Genomic DNA, 16,248 nt, shown 5'->3' with positions numbered 1-16,248 from the left:
CATGGCCGGCTTCAACGAAGGCGCGGCGCCGATCGAACTCGTCGAGGTGCAGGAGGAAGTCGACCTGGACGTTTCGTTCCTCTCCGGCGAGCTCGCGCAGGCGCAGGGCGAGAACGTTCGACTCGAGAGAAGCGGGGGTGAGCGCAGACATAGGGTGCACCTCCAGTACACCCTTCGTAGCACGCGATTTTCAGGGCTCCGGAGACGCTCCAGGCTCGTGTCTGCGCGGCTTTCTCCACGGCGCCCTCGTCGAGGCACTCCGGCGGTCGGCGCGCCTGCCACGCGCGAGGCGCGTGCGCGAGAGCGGTCTTCCGCGCCGGCTCCTATTCCGGACCACGATCGAGGCGAGAAGGCGTCAATGGGAAATGTCTCACCCACCGCATCTGGGACGTCTTGCCTCGTCGCGAGAAGAGCCGCGGCACCGGCCGGCACTACCGCTGGCGACAGTTGTCACCCCAGGTGAATACGGTCGACCTCGAGCCGCGGAAACGCCTTCGAGAAGTCCGCGCGCACCCCGCGCGAAGTCACGCCGTCGCTGCGCCCGGTTCGACACGACGAGACGCTCGCCTGCTCCGCCGCCTTCCCGCGTTCATCGGGGGTCGAGCACGAGCGCGTGCGCCGACCCCGTCGATGCCCCGAATCCGCCATGCGCACGGGAACCGTGGTCGAAACACCCGCCGCTCGTCCGGCGAGTACCCGCACTTGTGACGAATGATTGAGACGGAAGCAGTACGCCTCGGCGCGCGTCGCTGCGGTTGCCCGCCTCGGCTCCGGTCTCCGTCGCCTCGCGGCGCTCAGCGGCCGAGCGCGTCGAGAAGCTTCCCCCAGATGCCCCCGAACGCGCCGTTCGACATGGCGACCACCGCGTCGCCCGTGCGGCTCGCCGCGGCGATCGCGGGGACCATCTCGTCGACGCTCGTGAAGGCGCGGGCCGGCTTGCCGGCGGCGGAGAGGTCGCGGACGAGGGCGTCCACGTCGAGCCGCTCGCTCTCCGGCACGCGGTCCGTCGGCGCGGGCCGGAGCAGGAACACCTCGGCGGCGTCCGCCCAGGTGTCCTTCGAGGCGTACTCGCGCTGGTGCAGGTTCCGGCGGCTCGTGTTGGAGCGCGGCTCGAACGCGGCGAGGAGGCGCGCGCCGGGGTAGGCGCCGCGGATCGCCGCGAGCGTCTTCTGCACGGCGCGCGGGTGGTGGGCGAAGTCGTCGATCACCGTGACGCCGCCCGCCTTGCCGCGCACCTCCTGGCGGCGCTTCACGCCGTGGAAGGCGCCGAGGCCGGCGGCGATCTCCGCGGGGGAGAGCCCGAGGGCGGTGGCGGCCGCGGCCACGCCGAGCGCGTTCTCGACGTTGTGGGCGCCGCCCACCGGGAGCAGCACCTCGGCGAGCGCGTCCCCCTTGCGCACGAGCGTGAACCGCGCCCCGTCGGGCGAGAGGGCGAGCCCGCGCGCCTCCCAGTCCGCCCCCGGGCGATCGACCGAGTAGGTCTCCACGCGGCACCGCGCGCCGCGCGCGATGCGGAGCACGCTCTCGTAGCTCGCGCAGGCGGCGAGGAACCCGTCCGCCGGGAGGATCTCGACGAAGCGCTCGAACGCGCTCTCGTAGTGCGCCTCGTCGCGGTAGATGTCGGCGTGGTCGAGCTCGCAGCTCGTGAAGATCGCGGTGCGCGGGCGGTAGTGGAGGAACTTGGGGCCCTTGTCGAAGTAGGCCGTGTCGTACTCGTCCCCCTCGACCGCGAAGTGCGGGCCCGCGCCGAGCCGGTAGTTCGAGTCGAAGTCTCGCGTCACCCCGCCCACGAGGAAGGAGGGGTCGCGCCCGGCGTGGTGCAGGAGGAAGCCCATCATCGCCGAGGTGGTGGTCTTCCCGTGCGTGCCCACCACCACCACGCCGTGCCGCGGGCCGATGAACGCCTCGCCGAGCGCCTGCGGGAACGAGACGTGGGGCAGCGCGCGCTCGCGCATCGCCGCGGCCTCGGGGTTCACGCTGCGGACGACGTTGCCGACCACGACGAGGTCCGGGCGCGCGCGATCGAGGTTGCGCGGGTCGTAGGGCGTCATCACCTCGATGCCCCAGCGCTCGAGCTGCGTGGACATGGGCGGGTAGACGTTCTCGTCCGAGCCCGTCACCGCGTACCCCGCCGCCTTGAGCATCCCCGCGAACGAGCCCATGCCGGTGCCCGCCACGCCGATGAGGTGGATGCGCTTCACCTGCGACCAGTCGATCACGCTGCGGCTCTCCTTGAACGACACCTCGACCTCGATCCCCACCCCGACCTCGACCTCGACCCGACCTCGACCCCGACGCCCTCTACCCGATCCCCAGCCCCTCCGCCACCGCGTCATGGAACCGGCGGCGCAGCTCGCGGATTCGCGGCTTGTCCGACTTTCCGGAGGGGTGGACGTGGTTCGTGAGCAGGGCGCAGACCACGCCCGCGTCGAGGTCGATCCAGAGCGAGCAGCCGGTGTAGCCGAGGTGCCCGATGGCGCCCCGGGGGCCGCGCCCGAGGCGGCTGCCGATCGCCGGCGCCGCCCCGCTCGGCGTGTCCCAGCCGAGGGCGCGCGCGCTGCCAGGGGTCGTGACGTCGCGACGGGCGAACTCCCGGGCGGCGTCGCAAGGGATGGGGCCGCGCCCGCCCGACAGCGCGTCGAGCCACGCCTGGCCGAGCGCGGCGACGTCGGCAGCGGTGGAGAAGACGCCCGCGTGGCCGGCCACTCCGCCCATCGCCCAGGCGTTGTCGTCGTTCACCGTGCCGCACAGGTCCTCGCGCCGCGGGGCGCTCCGACCCGTCGGGACGAAGACCCGGCCGACGGCGGGTGCGGGATGGGCGGCGTCGAGGAAGCCCGTCGATGCGAGGCCCAGCGGGCCGAACACGCGCCGCTCGGCGAGCCCGGCGAGCGGCGTCCCGGCGAGCGCCTCGATCGCGAGGCCCAGCGCGATGAAGCCGGGATCGCCGTACACGGCCCGCGCGCCGGGCGGCGCCTCCAGCGCCTCGGCGAGGACGAGCTCCCGCACGATCGCGCGGCCCCGGACCGCCGCCGCGGCGAGGAGCGGCGGCGGAGGCCGCTCGCGGGGGGGCAGGAAAGCCTGGCCCGCGACCGGATCTCGCGCGGCGTGCTCGAAGTAGGGCCGCCACTCCGGGAGCCCGCTCGCGTGCGAGAGCAGGTGGCGCGCGGTGACCGCTCCCTTGCCGGCCGCCTCGAAGCCAGGGAGCGTCTCCGCGACGGGCACGTCGAGCCGGAGCGCCCCCGCGCCCGCGAGCTGCGCCGCGAGCGTGGTCGTCGCCATCACCTTGGTGAGCGAGGCGACGTCGAAGAGATCGTCGGCCCGCAAGGCGCGAGGGCCCGGCCCGTCGAGCGCGCCGTGGCAGCTCGCGTGCACGAGCCGGCCCCCGGCGATCACCGCGGCCGACAGCGCTCCCCCGACACCCTCGCGATGGCCGGCCTCGAGCACGCCCACGACGGGCGCGAGCACCGCGGTCACGCGGCGCCCCCCCCGTCCGTCCAGCCGTCGAAGACGAGGCGCGGCGCGCCGCCCTCGCCAGGCGCCGGCGCGACGAGCGTGGCCCGCGCGCCGAGCGGGAGCGCGAAGTTCGCGTCCTCGTGCCCGGCGGGGAGCCCCTCGATGGCGGGGACGCCGAGCGCGAGGATCGCCTCCCGGACCACGTCGGCGCCGTGCGCGTTGGCGTCGTCGCAGCCGGTGAGCTGGCCCACGGCGATCCCGGCGACGCCGCGGAGCGCGCCGGCGAGGGCGAGGTGCGTGAGGTAGCGGTCGAGCCGGTAGGGCTTCTCGGCCACGTCCTCGAGGAAGAGGATCGCGCCCTCGAGGCGCGGCGCGTAGGGGGTGCCGGCGAGGTGCGAGAGGAGCGTGAGAGAGCCGCCGAGGAGCGGGCCGGAGGCGCGCCCGGGCCGCACGGTGGCGCGCCCCACGAGCCCCGCGCCCGGCGCGGGCGGCGCGCTCCCGGCGGGCGGCGCGCTCCGGCGGAGCAGCGCCTCGAGGTGCTGGAGCGCCTCCTCGGGCAGCCGCGGGAGCTGGGTCACGCCCGGCCCGTGCACGGTCGCGAGGCCTGCGCGGTTCAGGAGCGCGTGCAGCGCCGTGATGTCGGAGAAGCCCACGAGGAGCTTCGGGCGGGCGAGGAGCGGCGCCGGGTCGATCGCCGGGAGGATGCGCAGGGCCCCGTAGCCGCCGCGCGCGCAGACGATCGCGCGCGCCTCGGGATCGGCGACCGCCTCGCGCCACTCCTCCGCGCGGCGCGCGTCGTCGCCGGCGAGGTAGCGCCAGCGCGCCGCCACGTCGGCGCGCATGCGCGGCCGCAGCCCGAGCCGCGCGGAGAGCACGGTGAGCCCGCGCTCGAACGGATCCGGGTCGAACGAGCTCGACGGGGCGATGACGCGGACGACGTCTCCGGGACGCAGCGCGGGGGGGAGGATCACGGCGCTCCGAGGATAACCGCGTGCGGAGGTCCGGTCGAGACGGCGCGCCGCGCCGCGTCACGAGGTTGTGAGCGGCCTCCCAGGGGCGGCGCGACGATCGCCCCCCACTCGGGACCGGCTTTCGCTACCCTGCTCTGAGAATTCTTTTCGGCTACACCCATGGACACCCCCCGCTCTCCGGCGGTCCGCCGCGGGCCGGCGCCCGGGAGCAAAAGGAGTCGCGTCATGAAGAACCCGCAGGAGCTCGAGGGTGAGGTCTTCTCCCCTTCCGCCGAGGTCGTCGCCCAGGCCCGCGTGAAGGACTGGGAGGCGCTCGCGCGCCGCGCCGCCGACGATCTCGAGGGCTTCTGGGCCGCCGAGGCCGAGGAGCTCGAGTGGTACCGCAAGTGGGACAAGGTCCTCGATCAGTCCGAGCGGCCGTTCTTCAAGTGGTTCAAGGGCGCCCAGACGAACATCGTCCACAACTGCCTGGATCGACACCAGCGCACCTGGCGAAAGAACAAGCTCTCGCTCGTGTGGGTCGGCGAGAAGGGCGAGGTCCGCACCTACTCGTACTTCGCGCTGAACCGCGACGTCTCGAAGTTCGCGAACGTCCTCAAGGCCATGGGGGTGAAGAAGGGCGATCGCGTCACGATCTACATGCCGCGCATCCCCGAGATCGTCATCGCGATGCTGGCGGCCGCCAAGATCGGGGCGATCCACTCGGTGGTCTACGGCGGGTTCTCGGTCGACGCGCTGCAGGGGCGCATCGAGGACTCCGAGTCGAAGGTCGTCGTGACCGCCGACGGCGGGTTCATGAACGGCAAGGTCGTCGAGCTCAAGAAGACCGTCGACGACGCGGTCCGGCGCTGCCCCACCGTGGAGACGGTCATCGTCGTGCAGCGCACCGGGCACGAGGTGCGGATGGAGCCGGGGCGCGACTACTGGTACCACGAGCTCATGAAGCTCCCCCTCGCCACGGGCCACTGCCCGACCGAGGTGATGGAGTCGTCCGACCCGCTCTACGTGCTCTACACCTCCGGCACGACCGGCAAGCCCAAGGGGCTCATCCACGGGCACGGCGGCTACATGGTCGGGATCTACTCGACGCTCAAGTACGTCTTCGACGTGAAGGACGAGGACCGCTACTGGTGCGCCGCGGATCCGGGCTGGGTCACGGGCCACAGCTACATCGTGTACGGGCCGCTGCTCATGGGCGCGACGACGTTCATCTACGAGGGCGCGCCGACCTACCCGTACCCGAACCGCTGGTGGTCGCTCGTCGAGAAGTACGGGATCACGATCCTCTACACCGCGCCGACCGCCATCCGCGGCCTGATGCGCTTCGGTGAGTCCTGGCCGAACCGCCACGATCTCTCCACGCTGCGGATCCTGGGATCGGTCGGCGAGCCGATCAACCCCGAGGCGTGGAAGTGGTACCACCGCGTCATCGGGAAGGGCCGCTGCCCGATCATGGACACCTGGTGGCAGACCGAGACCGGGATGTTCCAGATCACCCCGGTCCCGTCGCTCCCGCTCAAGCCGGGCTCCGCCGCGAAGCCGTTCTTCGGGCAGGAGGCGTCCATCCTCGACGAGCAGGGCAAGGCCGTCGCCGACGGCGAGGAGGGCTTCCTCGTCCTCGAGAAGCCCTGGCCCGCGATGGCGATGACCATCTACCGGGACCCGGAGCGCTTCGTGCGCACGTACTGGGGCAAGTACCCCGGCAAGTACATGGCGGGCGACTCCGCCAAGCGCGATCGCGACGGGTACTTCTGGGTGATCGGCCGCACCGACGACGTCATCAAGGTGTCGGGCTACCGGCTCGGCACCGCGGAGATCGAGAGCGCGCTCGTCTCCCACCCGGCCGTCGCGGAGGCGGCCGTGATCGGGCTGCCCCACGAGGTGAAGGGACAGGCGATCCACGGCTACTGCCTGCTGCGCCAGGGCTTCAAGGCGAGCCCGGAGCTCGAGGACGAGGTGAAGAACCACGTCGCCCAGCACCTCGGCCCCATCGTGCGGCCCGAGAAGGTGATCTTCGTCGACGCGCTGCCGAAGACCCGCTCCGGCAAGATCATGCGCCGCGTGCTGAAGGCCCGCGCGCAGGGCCTCCCGGAAGGTGACGTGTCGACCCTGGAGGAGTGAGGAAGTTTCGGGCGGCGCCCGGCCGGACGATGGGGGATACTCGCGCGCCGATGCCGTTCCGCGCACCGCTCTGGAAGAGACCCCGCGCGCAGCTCATCGCGCTGACGGCGGTGGTCTGGGCGCTCGTCCTCGCGATCTTCCTGATCGCGTGGCCGGTGCTCCTGCCCTTCGTGCTCGCGGCGCTCGCGGCCTACGTGCTCGATCCGCTCATCTCGCGGCTCTCGCGCACGCGCGTCGCCGGGCGCCCCGTCCCGCGCTGGACCGCGGTGCTCGTGGTGTACGCCGCGCTCGGAGCGCTCGCCTACCTCGCGGGCGTCTCGATCCTGCCGCAGATCTACCGCGAGGCGGTCCGCGGCCTCGTCGAGCTGCGCGACTTCCTCGCGAGCATCACGCCCGAGAAGATCGAGGGCTGGGTGCGCAGCATGGACGCGTTCCTCGAGCGCTACGGGATCCCCGTCGACGTGCTGCCCTACGAGGGGACGCGCCAGGGGGCGCGCTTCTCGGTGGACCTCGCGGCGGGGATCGCCGACGCGCTGCACCACGCCAGCGAGGGCATGCGCGGGCGCGTCGGCGACGTGGTCTCGTTCTCGCGCCTCGTCATCGCGGGCACCATCCAGACGCTGTTCTTCTGCATCCTGCTCTTCATGCTCACCGCGTTCATCTCGATGGACGCGCCGCGCATCGTGCGGTTCTTCGAGTCCCTCGTGCCGCGCAACCTGCGCGACGACTTCCGGCGGCTCCTGCGCGGCATCGACTCGGGCCTCTCCGGCGTTGTGCGCGGCCAGCTCACGATCATGGTCGTGAACGGCACGCTCACGCTCGTCGGCCTCCTGCTCATCCCCGTGCCGTTCGCGTTCGCGCTCGCCGCCCTCGCGACCGTCCTCTACGTGGTCCCGATCTTCGGCACGATCCTCTCCTCGGTCCCGATCGTGCTGCTCGCCCTCACCGCGGGCGGCCTCTCGAAGGCCGCGCTGGCGCTCGGGTGGATCCTCGTCATCCACGCGCTCGAGGCGTACGTCCTGAACCCCAAGATCATGGGGGACGCCTCCAAGATCCACCCCGTGCTCATCGTCCTCGCGCTCGTCATCGGCGAGCGCACCTGGGGGCTCGTCGGCGCGCTGCTCGCGGTCCCCGTGGCGAGCGTGTTCGTCGCGATCTTCAGGTTCCTGCACCGCAAGCTGGCGGAGCTCGACGCTCGCGCCGCCGAGGCTCGCGCGGTGCCCGCAGCGACCCCGCAGGACGCGACGCTCGAAGCGCCGCACACGAAAGGAAGCTCCACATGAAGAAGTCACTCGCCCTGCTCGCCGCGCTCTCGCTCGCGGCCTCCGCGCACGCCCAGACCGGCAAGGCGGCCGAGAAGAAGCCCGCCCCTGCCCCGGCCCCGGCCGCCGGCGCGCAGAAGGAGAGCCCGGCGGACACCGAGAAGACGCTCTACTCGGTCGGCCTCGCGGTCGCGAACAGCCTGCAGGTGTTCGCCCTCTCCCCCGCCGAGCTCGAGATCGTCATGAAGGGCATCCGCGACGGCGCCACGGGCAAGGCGAAGACGGACCTCGATCCCAAGACGGGGCAGGCGGTGAACGACTTCGCCCGCGCGCGCATGGAGAAGGCGAACGCGGCCGCGTCCGCGAAGGAGAAGGAGTCCGGCCCGGCGTTCCTCGCCAAGGCCGCGGGCGAGAAGGGCGCCATCAAGACGGCGTCCGGCGCGATCGTCCTCCCCATCAAGGAGGGCACGGGCGCGACCCCGACCGCCGCCGACAAGGTGAAGGTCCACTACACGGGCACGCTCGTGAACGGGAAGGTGTTCGACAGCTCGGTGCAGCGCGGCCAGCCGGCGGAGTTCCCGCTCGGCGGCGTCATCAAGTGCTGGACGGAGGGGCTCCAGAAGATGAAGGTCGGCGGCAAGGCCAAGCTCGTGTGCCCGTCCGACATCGCCTACGGCGCCCAGGGCCGCCCGCCGGTCATCCCGGGCAACGCGGTCCTCACGTTCGAGATCGAGCTCCTGGATATCGTCAAGTAGCGGGGGCTTGGGCATTTGAACGGGGGCTGCCGCCCCCGCCCCGTCGACGGCTGACCGCCGTCGCCGGGGCCCCACCCCTGCTCGGCGGGGCCCTCCCTGGGTAACGGCACCTGTGCCCCGCTAGGGCGCTCTGCCGCACGGCTCGCGTTAGGGGTGAACGGGGCTTCCGTCCGGCGTTACCGTTCATCGCCATGGCCGACGAACTCATCCTCTACGGCACCGACAGCTGGACGAGCCCCTACGCGTTCTCCGCGTTCGTCACCCTGAAGGAGAAGGGCGTGCCGTTCCGGATGGAGCTCCTGTCGCTCGAGCGGCGGGAGCACCAGCGCCCCGAGTACGCCGACGCGTCGATCACCGGGCGGGTGCCGGCGCTGCGGCACGGGGACTTCTGGCTCGCCGAGTCGTCGGCGATCGACGAGTACGTGGACGAGGCGTTCGGCCCGCCGGCGTATCCCCGGCTCTACCCCGCCGACCCCCGCGCCCGCGCGAAGGTCCGCATGATCCAGGCGCTCGTCCGGAGCGACCTCGGGGCGCTGCGCGCCGAGCGGCCGACCTCGACCTTCTTCTCGGGTGAGCCCGCGAAGCCCCTCACGGCGGTCGGGCGCGCCGACGCCGAGCGGCTCGTCCGCATGGCGGACCGCGCGCTGCCGGCCGGAGCGTCGTTCCTCACCGGCGCGTTCACGCCCGCGGACGCCGACCTCGCGCTCATGCTCCAGCGCCTCGCGGCGAACCACGACCCCTGCCCGGAGCGGCTCGCCGACTACGCGCGCGCCATCTTCGCCCGCCCCTCCGTCCGCGAGTGGCTCGGGCACACGCGCTGGAAGGACAGGGCCTGAGCGGCGCACGAGCCCCCGAGGCCCCCAACCGGCGCGCGTCCGCGCGCGCCGCAGCCCCCATGATTCGAGCATGGCCTCCGACGATCCCCACGGGTACGCCACGCTCCTCTCCGGCTACCGGACCGCGATCCTGACGACGCGCGGCGCGGAGGACGGCCACCTCCACGCCCGCCCCATGGCGATGCGCCAGCAGGTGCGCGGCGAGGAGATCTGGTTCGCGACCTCGGTCGCGTCGAGCAAGTGCAAGGACCTCGAGGCCGACGCCCGCTGCGCGCTCGCGTTCTTCGACGCCGCCGACGGGACGACGGTCTCGGTGTCCGGCCGGGGAGAGGTGCTGAAGGACAAGAAGCTCGCGCAGGAGCTCTGGGATCCGTCGTGGGTGCGCTGGTTCCCCGAGGGGCCGGAGCAGCGCGAGCTCGCGCTCCTGCGGGTCATCCCCGAGCACGTCGAGCGGTGCGACGGCCGGACCGGGAAGCTCGAGGTGCTGTTCAGCGCGCCGCGGCGGCGCTGACGGCGCCCGCGCCGCGGGTCAGGACTTCGTCGCCGCCCTCAGGAACGTCGCGAGCTCGTTCAGCGCGCGCGCCTCGCGGTCGACCTCGCGCGTCGAGGCGAGCGTGTCGTCGGTGGCGTGGGCGATCTCGTTCATCGCCTTCAGCACCTGCTCGATCGCGCCCTCCTGCTGCTGCGCGACGCGCGCGATCTCCCGCGCCGCGCGGGACGACTCCGAGAGGGCGGTCGCGAGCCCGCGGATCGTCTCGGCGGTGCGGATCGCGGCGGAGGCGCCGAGCTGGGCGTGCGCGATGCCCCCCTCCGCGGCGCTCACCGCGTCGAGCATCGCCCGGTGCACGTCCGCGAGGGTCTGGCGCGCCTGGGCGGCGGCGCTGCGGGTCTCGGCGCCCTGGCGGCGCAGCCGCTCGGCCACGTCCGCGAGCCCCTCCGCGCCGGGGGCGCGCGCCGCGATGCCGGCGGCCCCGTCCGCGAGCTGCTCGGAGCGGTCCGCCACGTCGCGCAGGAGATCGCCGAGGTCGTAGACGTCGCGCATCCGCGCGTCGAGCGCCTCGATCTGCCGCGACAGGCCGCGGACCTCCTCGGCGAGCCGCAGGAGCTCCGCGCCGGAGGCCTTCGCCTGCGCGAGGCCATGCGCGCTCTGGCGCTCCGCCTGGACGGCGAGGCCGATCACCGTCTCCGCGGTGAGCGCCGCGGAGCTGGCGCTCTGGGAGAGCTGGCTCATCGCGGAGGTGGTCTCGCGGACGCTCGCGGCCGCCCCGGAGCTCGTGCGGGTGAACGCCGCGACGTTCCCGAGCAGCCCCTGCGCCGCGTGGAAGAGCTCCTTCGCCGTGCGATCGAAGCTCTCGCGGCGCGCCTGCTCCAGCCGGACGATCTCGTCGCTCTGGCGCACGATCTCCGCGCTCTGGCGGAGGAGCTCGCCGCGCTGCCGCTCCACGAGCCTGCCGACCGCGCCGAGGACGAAGGGCGTCGTGTCCATGAGCCAGAGGAGCGGCTGGTGCAGGTGGGTGTGGACGAGCGCGCCGGGCGCGAGCGTGCCGAGGTGGCGATACGCCTCGACGAGCGTCGCCACCACGGGCAGCCCCACGCCGATGAGCGCACCGAACCAGTCGTAGCCGAGCCGCTTCATGTCGCCGCCGTCCCCCTCGTCCCGGGTGCCGCCGGATTGTGCTGCAACGCCCTCCGCCCCGCCACACTCCCGGCCGGTCGACCGCGCGCCGCGACGTCGCACCTCCGCGGTCCGCGTGGCACGGTCGGGCCCGCGCCGTCGGTCCGCTCGGGCAGCGCGGACGGGGATGCTATCCTCCGCGCGGACCATGCGCCCGCTCGCCCTCTCGTTCCGCCAGAAGATCGTGGCCCCGTCGCTCATCGCGGCCGTCGCGACCCTGCTCGCCACCGCGGTCTCCTCCCGGCTCTCCTCGTCGGCCGCGGACGAGCTCCGGCGCGTGGAGACCCGGGAGTTCCCCACGCTCCAGCTCTTCCTGGATCTGGAGACGAGCCTCGCGCGGGTGCAGCGGCAGCTCGAGGAGGCGTCGGAGCAGCGCGACCCGAGCGCGCTCGAGGCGGCCGACGTGCTCCAGGAGGACCTCCTCGCGCGGCTCGCCGCCGCGCCGACGCGGTCCGTGGACGACGATCGCGCGGCGATGCTCGTGGACGGGCTCCAGGGCTGGTACGTCGCGGCCCGGGAGCGCGCGGCGGCGCGCGTGCGGGCCACGACCGCGCCGGCCGACGACGCGACTGCGCGCGCGGCGTCGGCCCGCTTCCTCGCCGTGAAGGACGCGCTCGCGGCGGAGACGCAGCGGGCGCGGCAGGCGATGGCGAGCGGGTTCCAGGCGGCGCGGGACCTGCAGCGCCGCGCCATCGTGGTGAGCGCGGCGATCCTGCTCGCGGCGGCCGTCGGCTCCGCCGTGCTCGCCTGGGTGCTCGCCTGGCGCCTCTCCCGCCCGGTGATGGCGCTCAACCGCGCCGCGCTCCGCATCGCCGACGGCGACCTCACGCACGACATCGACCTGCGCACCGGCGACGAGATCGGGACGCTCGCCTTCAGCTTCCGGCGCATGAACGACCGGCTCCGCCAGATCGTCGCCGCGCTCAAGCGCTCGTCCACCGAGCTCGGGGGCGCCGCGGAGCGGCTCGCGGAGCACGCCCGCGCGCAGAACGCGATCCTCGAGCGCCAGGCGGCGGGCGTCTCGGAGACGAGCGCGACGACGCGGGAGCTCGAGCAGACCTCCGCCGTCGCGGCGAGCCGCGCCGCCTCCGTGCTCGACGTCGCCCGGCGCGCGGCGGAGCTGTCGAGCGAGGGGCAGTCCGCCGCCGAGGTGAGCGTGGAGGGCTTGCACCGGATCCAGGCGGCGGTCGGGGAGATCCTCGGCCGGTCGTCGCGCCTCCTCGATCAGACGCAGCAGGTGAGCGACATCGTGGAGACCGTCCGCGACCTGTCGGTGCAGTCGCACGTGCTCTCGATGAACGCCTCTATCGAGGCGGCGCGCGCCGGCGAGGCGGGCAAGGGGTTCGGCGTGGTCGCCGCCGAGGTGCGCGCCCTCGCCGAGCAGTCGGGCCAGAGCGCGGGCCGCATCGCCCGGATCGTCGAGGACATCGTGGGCGCGGTGCGGGCGACGCTCGACACGACCGAGAGCGGGACGCGCGGCATGGAGAGCTCGGTCGCGCGGATCCGCGCCTCCGGGGACAGCCTGCGCGAGATCGGGGCGTTCGTGCGGGAGACGAGCGACGCGGCGCTGCAGATCGCGACCGCGGTCCAGCAGCAGTCACAGGGGGTCGCGCAGATCGCCGGCGCGATGCGGGACCTCGACCGCGGGATGGAGGAGACGGTCGCGCGCGTGCAGCTGCTGCAGGGCGCCGCGCAGGAGCTGACCGCGACCGCGGCGCGCATCTCGGCGATCGCCGACGGGTTCCGGGTCTAGGGGCACCGTCCGCCGTCCGGGGCAGCCCGCGCCGCGGCGCCGCGCCGGTCCGCCCTGGCGCCGGCGGCCGGCGCGCGGTACGAAAGCCTCCGCCCATGACCACCGCCGCCGCCACCCCGGGCGAGGCCCCCCTCGCCGCGCTCCTCCCGTCGCCGGGCGAGACCCTCGCTCCCGACGCCGTGCTCGACCGCTTCGTCTCGTGGGTGGGCGCCACCGGCCTCACGCTGTACCCGCACCAGGAGGAGGCGATCCTCCAGCTCCTCGACGAGCGCCACCTCGTCCTCAACACGCCCACCGGCTCGGGCAAGTCGCTCGTCGCGACGTTCCTGCACTTCCAGGCGATGGCCGAGGGGAAGCGGTCCTTCTACACCTGCCCGATCAAGGCGCTCGTCAACGAGAAGTTCTTCGACCTGTGCCGGCTGTTCGGCCCGGACAACGTGGGGATGATGACGGGCGACGGCGCGGTGAACCGCGACGCGCCCATCGTCTGCTGCACCGCCGAGATCCTCATGAACCTCGCGGTGCGCGAGGCCGGCCCCCGCGTGGACGCGGTCGTCATGGACGAGTTCCACTACTACGGCGATCGGGAGCGCGGCGTCGCCTGGCAGGTGCCGCTGCTCGCGCTCGAGGACACGCGCTTCCTCCTCATGTCCGCGACGCTCGGCGACACGCGCGCGATCGAGGAGTCGCTCCGGCAGGTGACGGGGCGCGAGGTGGCGGCGGTGCGCCACGCGGCGCGGCCGGTGCCGCTGGAGTACGAGTACCGGGAGACGCCGCTGCACGAGACGCTGGAGGCGCTCGTCACGGCGAACCGCGCCCCCATCTACCTCGTCAACTTCACGCAGCGCGCCGCGGCCGAGCAGGCGCAGAACCTCATGAGCGCGAACTTCTCCTCGAAGGAGGAGAAGGCGCGCATCGCCGCGATGCTGGAGGGCGTGCGCTTCGACTCGCCCTACGGCAAGGACCTGCAGCGCTTCCTCCGGCACGGCATCGGGCTCCACCACGCGGGGCTCCTCCCCAAGTACCGGCTCCTCGTCGAGAAGCTCGCCCAGGGCGGGCTCCTCAAGGTCGTCTCGGGGACCGACACCCTCGGCATGGGCGTGAACATCCCCATCCGCACGGTGCTGTTCACCCAGCTCTGCAAGTTCGACGGGCAGAAGACGGGGATCCTCTCGGCGCGCGACTTCCACCAGATCGCCGGGCGCGCGGGGCGCAAGGGGTTCGACGAGCGCGGCTTCGTGGTGGCGCAGGCGCCCGAGCACGTCATCGAGAACAAGAAGCTCGCCGAGAAGGCCGCCGCCGGCAAGAAGGTGGTGAAGAAGCAGCCGCCGACGAAGGGCTACGTCCACTTCGACAGGAGCACCTTCGAGAAGCTCATCCAGAAGGAGCCGGAGCCGCTCGAGAGCCGGTTCGATCCGACCTTCGGCCTCCTCGTGAACCTCCTGCAGAGCGAGACCTCGCGGGTCGGCGGCGGCTACGGCCGCCTCGTCGCGCTCATCGGGCGCTCGCACGGGAACGACCACGTCCGCGCGAAGCACCGCCGGCTCGCGGCGCAGCGCTTCCGCACGCTCCGCGGGGCGGGGCTCGTGGAGGTCCGCCGCGTCGACGGCTACCGGGGCGCCTACGTGCGCCCCTCGCGCGGCCTGCAGAAGGACTTCTCGCTCTTCCACACGCTCGCGCTCTACCTGCTCGACACGCTGCCGCGCATCCCCGCCGAGCGCGAGACCTACGCCCTCGACGTGCTCTCGACGGTCGAGTCGATCCTGGAGGACCCGGACGTCATCTTGTGGAAGCAGCTCGACAGGGCGCGGGGCGAGGCCATCGCCGAGATGAAGGCGAAGGGGATGGAGTACGACGAGCGGATGGCGGAGCTCGAGAAGGTCGAGTACCCGAAGCCGAACCGCGACTTCGTCTACGCGACCTTCAACGAGTTCGCCGCGAAGCACCCCTGGGTCGGGCAGGAGAACATCCGCCCGAAGTCGGTCGCGCGAGAGATGGTCGAGCGGTTCATGACCTTCGGCGACTACGTGCGCGAGTACGAGCTGCAGCGCTCCGAGGGCCTCGTGCTGCGCTACCTCTCGGAGGCCTACAAGACGCTCGTGCAGACCGTCCCGGAGACCTACCGGGACGACGCGCTCCTGGACGTCATCGCCTTCCTGCGCGCCACCGTCCGCGGCGTCGACTCCTCGCTCATCGACGAGTGGGAGCGGATGCGCGACCCGGCATACCAGGCGCGGGTGGTCGACGCGCGCGCCGCCGTCGCGGAGACGCTCGGGCCGCCGCCGATCTGGGCCGACCCGCGCGCGTTCGCCGCGCGGATCCGCACCGAGCTGCACGCGCTGCTCGTCGCGCTCGCCCGCAAGGACGCCGCGGCCGCCGTCGCCGCGCTCGCGCCGGGCGGCGACCTCACGCCGGCCCGCCTCGAGGAGGCGATGGCGCCGTACTGGGCCGAGCACGAGCGGATCGACACGACCCCGGCCGCGCGCCGCCCGCACAACACGTTCGTGAAGGAGCTCGGGCCGCGGCGCTGGGAGGCGGTCCAGCGGATCGTGGACGAGCAGGGAGAGGTCGACTGGATGATCCAGTGCGAGATCGACCTCACCTCGCCGCGGGACCCGGACCTGCCGCTCCTGTCGCTCCAGCGCGTGGGGGCGTGACGGGCGGAGCTACGGCCGGAACAGCTCGGGCGGGAAGGACGCGGGGAACTCGACGCGGGAGAGCACCGTCTCCCCGGTCGTCTTGCCGTTCGCCCAGTTCTCCTCGTGGAACGGCACGAGCACTCCGTCCACCGTGCGGAAGTCCGAGTAGGTCGTGATGAACTCGACGGGCGCCGACCCGGCCCCGCTCCCCCGCGAGCGCAGGATCCGGCCGGAGTCGGGGTCGATGGCCGCCTCGACGACGACCCCCGGCGCGAGCTCGAGCGCGAGCACCCGCAGCTCCTTGCCGCCGAGCGCGAGGGTGCCGCGCGCCGAGACCTGGGCGCCCGGCGCGGCGAGCAGCGCGGGCAGGTCCATGCGCGCCGCCTGCAGGATCATCGAGGTGAGGAGCGGCCCCGTGACCTCCTGCCCGCGACGCCACCCGCGCCCGCCGTCGAGGACGCGGATCTCCGCGTCCTGCGCGTCGCCGAACGCCACCTCGACGCGCAGGCGGGCGGGGCGCGCGTAGGCGCGGCCGATGCGGCCCGGCGCGCCGGGGTGGAGGAGCGAGGTCACCGTCCCCTCGTGCACGCTCCGCGCGGCGCGCGCGAGGGCGGCCTCGCCGCCGTAGGCCTCGACGCAGCGCCGGACGAGCGCCGCCACCTCGCGCGGGAGCGCGCCGCCCTTCGCGGGCGGGGAGCGCACGGCCGCCGGGGGGACGGGCCGGGCCCTCGCCACCGGTGCGGCGAGCGCGGCGGCGAGCAGGAGGGCGAGCGGGAGCGTGCG

At 73.4% G+C, this 16,248-nt stretch carries 12 protein-coding genes and 1 pseudogene; 7 read left to right on the top strand and 6 right to left on the bottom strand.

Annotated elements, in window-relative coordinates; translation table 11 throughout:
• The 4 genes and pseudogenes from MLV88_RS23195 to MLV88_RS23180 form a co-directional block, all read right to left on the bottom strand.
• Positions 1-151: pseudogene (locus tag MLV88_RS23195) on the bottom strand (HNH endonuclease); the annotation flags it as partial.
• Positions 152-794: 643 nt separating this feature from the next.
• A complete protein-coding gene (gene mpl / locus MLV88_RS23190; protein WP_242339959.1) occupies positions 795-2,219 on the bottom strand; it encodes a UDP-N-acetylmuramate:L-alanyl-gamma-D-glutamyl-meso-diaminopimelate ligase in 1,425 nt (474 codons plus the stop codon).
• 82 nt (positions 2,220-2,301) lie between these two features.
• Positions 2,302-3,474, bottom strand: a complete 1,173-nt coding sequence (locus MLV88_RS23185; protein ID WP_242339958.1) for a serine hydrolase domain-containing protein — start codon at positions 3,472-3,474, stop codon at positions 2,302-2,304.
• Positions 3,471-4,424, bottom strand: coding sequence for a S66 peptidase family protein (locus MLV88_RS23180; RefSeq protein ID WP_242339957.1), 954 nt, complete (start codon positions 4,422-4,424; stop codon positions 3,471-3,473). The genes MLV88_RS23185 and MLV88_RS23180 overlap by 4 nt, the downstream gene beginning before the upstream one ends.
• A 225-nt stretch (positions 4,425-4,649) precedes the next feature.
• Here MLV88_RS23180 and acs point away from each other — a divergent pair, with 225 nt between their 5' ends.
• The 5 genes from acs to MLV88_RS23155 all read left to right on the top strand — a co-directional run bounded on the left by acs (position 4,650) and on the right by MLV88_RS23155 (position 9,909).
• Positions 4,650-6,545 (top strand): acetate--CoA ligase, encoded by a 1,896-nt coding sequence (gene acs / locus MLV88_RS23175; RefSeq protein WP_242355076.1) that lies wholly within the window; start codon positions 4,650-4,652, stop codon positions 6,543-6,545.
• 50 nt (positions 6,546-6,595) lie between these two features.
• A complete protein-coding gene (locus MLV88_RS23170; protein WP_242339955.1) occupies positions 6,596-7,828 on the top strand; it encodes an AI-2E family transporter in 1,233 nt (410 codons plus the stop codon).
• Positions 7,825-8,562: an FKBP-type peptidyl-prolyl cis-trans isomerase gene (locus tag MLV88_RS23165; protein ID WP_242339954.1), complete on the top strand. Its 738-nt coding sequence runs from the start codon at positions 7,825-7,827 to the stop codon at positions 8,560-8,562. Before MLV88_RS23170 ends, MLV88_RS23165 begins: the two co-directional genes overlap by 4 nt.
• 191 nt (positions 8,563-8,753) lie before the next feature.
• Positions 8,754-9,398 (top strand): glutathione transferase, encoded by a 645-nt coding sequence (gene yfcF / locus MLV88_RS23160; RefSeq protein ID WP_242339953.1) that lies wholly within the window; start codon positions 8,754-8,756, stop codon positions 9,396-9,398.
• 70 nt (positions 9,399-9,468) lie between these two features.
• Positions 9,469-9,909 carry a pyridoxamine 5'-phosphate oxidase family protein gene (locus tag MLV88_RS23155; RefSeq protein ID WP_242339952.1) on the top strand — a complete coding sequence of 147 codons (441 nt, stop codon included), beginning with the start codon at positions 9,469-9,471 and terminating at the stop codon, positions 9,907-9,909.
• Between the two features lie 18 nt (positions 9,910-9,927).
• On the opposite strand, the gene MLV88_RS23150 is transcribed toward MLV88_RS23155, so the two are convergent.
• Positions 9,928-11,034 carry a methyl-accepting chemotaxis protein gene (locus MLV88_RS23150; RefSeq protein ID WP_243338758.1) on the bottom strand — a complete coding sequence of 369 codons (1,107 nt, stop codon included), beginning with the start codon at positions 11,032-11,034 and terminating at the stop codon, positions 9,928-9,930.
• 187 nt (positions 11,035-11,221) lie between these two features.
• Here MLV88_RS23150 and MLV88_RS23145 point away from each other — a divergent pair, with 187 nt between their 5' ends.
• Positions 11,222-12,826 (top strand): methyl-accepting chemotaxis protein, encoded by a 1,605-nt coding sequence (locus tag MLV88_RS23145; protein WP_243338757.1) that lies wholly within the window; start codon positions 11,222-11,224, stop codon positions 12,824-12,826.
• Positions 12,827-12,921: 95 nt separating this feature from the next.
• On the top strand, positions 12,922-15,483 hold the full coding sequence (locus MLV88_RS23140) for a DEAD/DEAH box helicase (RefSeq protein WP_242339949.1): 2,562 nt from the start codon (positions 12,922-12,924) through the stop codon (positions 15,481-15,483).
• Positions 15,484-15,492: 9 nt separating this feature from the next.
• On the opposite strand, the gene MLV88_RS23135 is transcribed toward MLV88_RS23140, so the two are convergent.
• Positions 15,493-16,248, bottom strand: a 756-nt coding sequence (locus MLV88_RS23135) for a DUF4292 domain-containing protein (RefSeq protein ID WP_243338756.1), incomplete at its 5' end; no start/stop codon positions are given.

The sequence above is a fragment of the Anaeromyxobacter soli genome (assembly GCF_022808855.1).
Classification (GTDB): Bacteria; Myxococcota; Myxococcia; order Myxococcales; family Anaeromyxobacteraceae; genus Anaeromyxobacter; species Anaeromyxobacter soli.
The sequence above is the reverse complement of the archived record's forward strand: the minus strand, read 5'-3'. Positions and strand labels throughout refer to the sequence as shown.